This is a genomic window from Caldalkalibacillus salinus (assembly GCF_016745835.1).
Taxonomy (GTDB): domain Bacteria; phylum Bacillota; class Bacilli; order Caldalkalibacillales; family JCM-10596; genus Caldalkalibacillus_A; species Caldalkalibacillus_A salinus.
Window position 1 is genome coordinate 1 of record NZ_JAERVL010000047.1, and the last position, 2,541, is coordinate 2,541.

General features: G+C 34.0%; 1 protein-coding gene. It reads left to right on the top strand.

Going from position 1 to position 2,541, the window contains the following annotated elements; genetic code table 11:
* Positions 1-292: 292 nt before the first annotated feature.
* Positions 293-2,541: YfhO family protein (locus JKM87_RS17575; RefSeq protein WP_202081761.1), on the top strand; the 2,249-nt coding region annotated here is incomplete at its 3' end.

A 2,541-nucleotide genomic window follows, 5' to 3' on the forward strand; every position in this document is an offset into this window, starting at 1 on the left:
GTGGAAATGTCATTTAAGCCGGTAGGGTTAACCACTGGTATCACGATTTCAGTCATAAGTTTGCTGATCTTTATTGGTTTGGTGGTATTTGAAAGGCGTAAACAAAGGAGTCAGTACTAGCATTGGTTTGACTTTTCAAACCTCTAATTTAGATCAACGCTAGGTGGTGTATATAAAAAGCAAAGCTCAACATCTATCTTATCCAATAGAGGGAATTAGTGGTTTAAATCGAATTGGCAACTTAATTACACTTTAATTCTGAAAATGATTTTTAGTAAGTATGGAGGATCATATGCTAAAGTATACGAATATACCCATAAGAGTTTATACTTTTTCATTTTTGCTACCCATTTTATTTATGGGGTTTATTTTTTCTTTCTTTCAAGCTTATCCTGCTGGTGTTTCTACTGTTATGAAGTTAGATTTGGATCACCAATACATTCATTTTTATAGTTATCTGTACGATGCAATTAAGGGAAAAGATGCACTATTATACAATTGGTATGCTGGGTTAGGGTCTAACAACATTGGTAACATCGCTTACTATACTTCAAGCCCTTTTCTTTTTATTATTTTGTTATGGGACCATTATTACCTATCTGAGTCTGTTCTTGTATTAATTTTATTAAAGGTAGGTCTAATGGGGCTTAGCATGGCCTTCTTTATAAAAACTAAAGGTATTAATTTAAGTGGATCAGAAGTAGTATTCTTTTCATCTTTTTATGCCCTTATGTCTTACACTGCTGTCTATTTCCACAATGTGATGTGGTTAGATATATTGATTTGGTTACCAGTGCTTGTCATATTAACAGAACGTTTAGTACACAATGGCTTTATGAGCCTGTTTCTGATTGTTTTGTTTGTTGTATTTATATCCAACTTTTATATGGCTTATATGCTTGGGGGCTTTATTTTTATTTATTTTCTAACCGAGGTCATTTTTAAGCAGAAGAATAAGTCCAGAGAAGCAAAAACTAGGGTTGGTCTAAAATTTGCTTTAGCAACTATCATTGCTGCAGGGATGGCAGCCTTTTTATTAATACCTGCAGCAATCCAGCTTTCTGCAGCTGAAATATCACAACCCCATTTTGAAAAGACAATAAATACTGAAGTGTTATACGTATTCTTAAAACTTTTAAGCGGGGTATATGATAGTGTATTAGAGGGGAGTCCACAGGTCTATATTGGTAGCTTTATATGGTTTCTCCTGCCAGTCTTTTTTTTAAGCAAGCAAATATCTAAGATAGAGAAAGTAAGATGGTCTACTTTAGCTGTTGTACTTTATGTTAGTATGCTAATCCCACATTTAGATTATATTTGGCATGGTTTTGCATCCCCAAACAGTCTACTTTATAGGCAGTCTTTTATACTATCTTTTATTTTACTGTATATGTGTATCAAAGCGTATGAGAACATCAAGACATTTGACTATAGATACTTTTTTGTCTTTTATTTAATAGCCAATGTTATTGTTGTATTATGCTATTTTAACTTTGATGAATTTACAACTACACATCTTGTTATTAATTTATGTGCTCTTGCGCTATATTTAATTTTCCTGTTAACAAAGCTCCGGAAGCCGTCTTGGAGTGTAATTAGACTTACATGTATTATACTATTTACACTTACTGAACTAATATTTAATACGGGTTCCATATATTACCAAATGACCAAAGATATCGGGGGACTTTTAAAAGAAACATATACTGAATATCGTGATTATCGAAAAGTCATACACAAGGTAAATCAACACGATGACGCATTTTTTAGAGCTAAGACTAGAATGGAAAACACCCTGAATGATGGCATACATATGAATTATAGCTCGCTAAATTATTTCAGTTCCATGGTTAATCATGATCTTTCAAGGTCTTTGGAAGCTTTAGGGTTATCAGCAAATAAAGCCATATATAGTCAGTATGGGGCAACTTTATTTACAGAGTCTTTATTGGCCGTGAAGTATGATGTCGGCCCTGAGAGCATATCAAGACCAGGCTATGAAAAGGTGTGGGAGGAAGACGGTCTCGTTATACATGAGAACCAATATGTCTTGCCATTGGGCTTCGTAACAGATAGCGGTCTTCAGGATATTCATATTTTTGAAACTGATAACCTCTTTCAAGTACAGAACAATTTATTAAGTTTCTTTGCAGGATACGAGTCTGAGGTCTTTCAGAGAGTAGCGTCTTTTAATAGGGAAATCAAAAATGCGGTCGTCCATGAGAATGGTGAAATAATACAAAGAAATGACGACAATGAACCTGTACGTATCAACTACTCATTTAATATTGATGAACATAAACAAGTGTTTATTAATCTTGATACGTCAGTACTTAAAGATACACAAATCAGGATTAATCAGCTACTCATAAGTGAATACCCCATTAATAAAAATCATTCTATTTTAAAATTAGGGACTTTTGATCAAGGGACGATCAAAGTAGAGTGGGTTGTCGATAAAGATGAATTCGAAATAACGAGGGAGCAGTTTTATGCAGCTAACCCCGAAACTTATGAAGAAGTCATGGCTGCGATAGAACC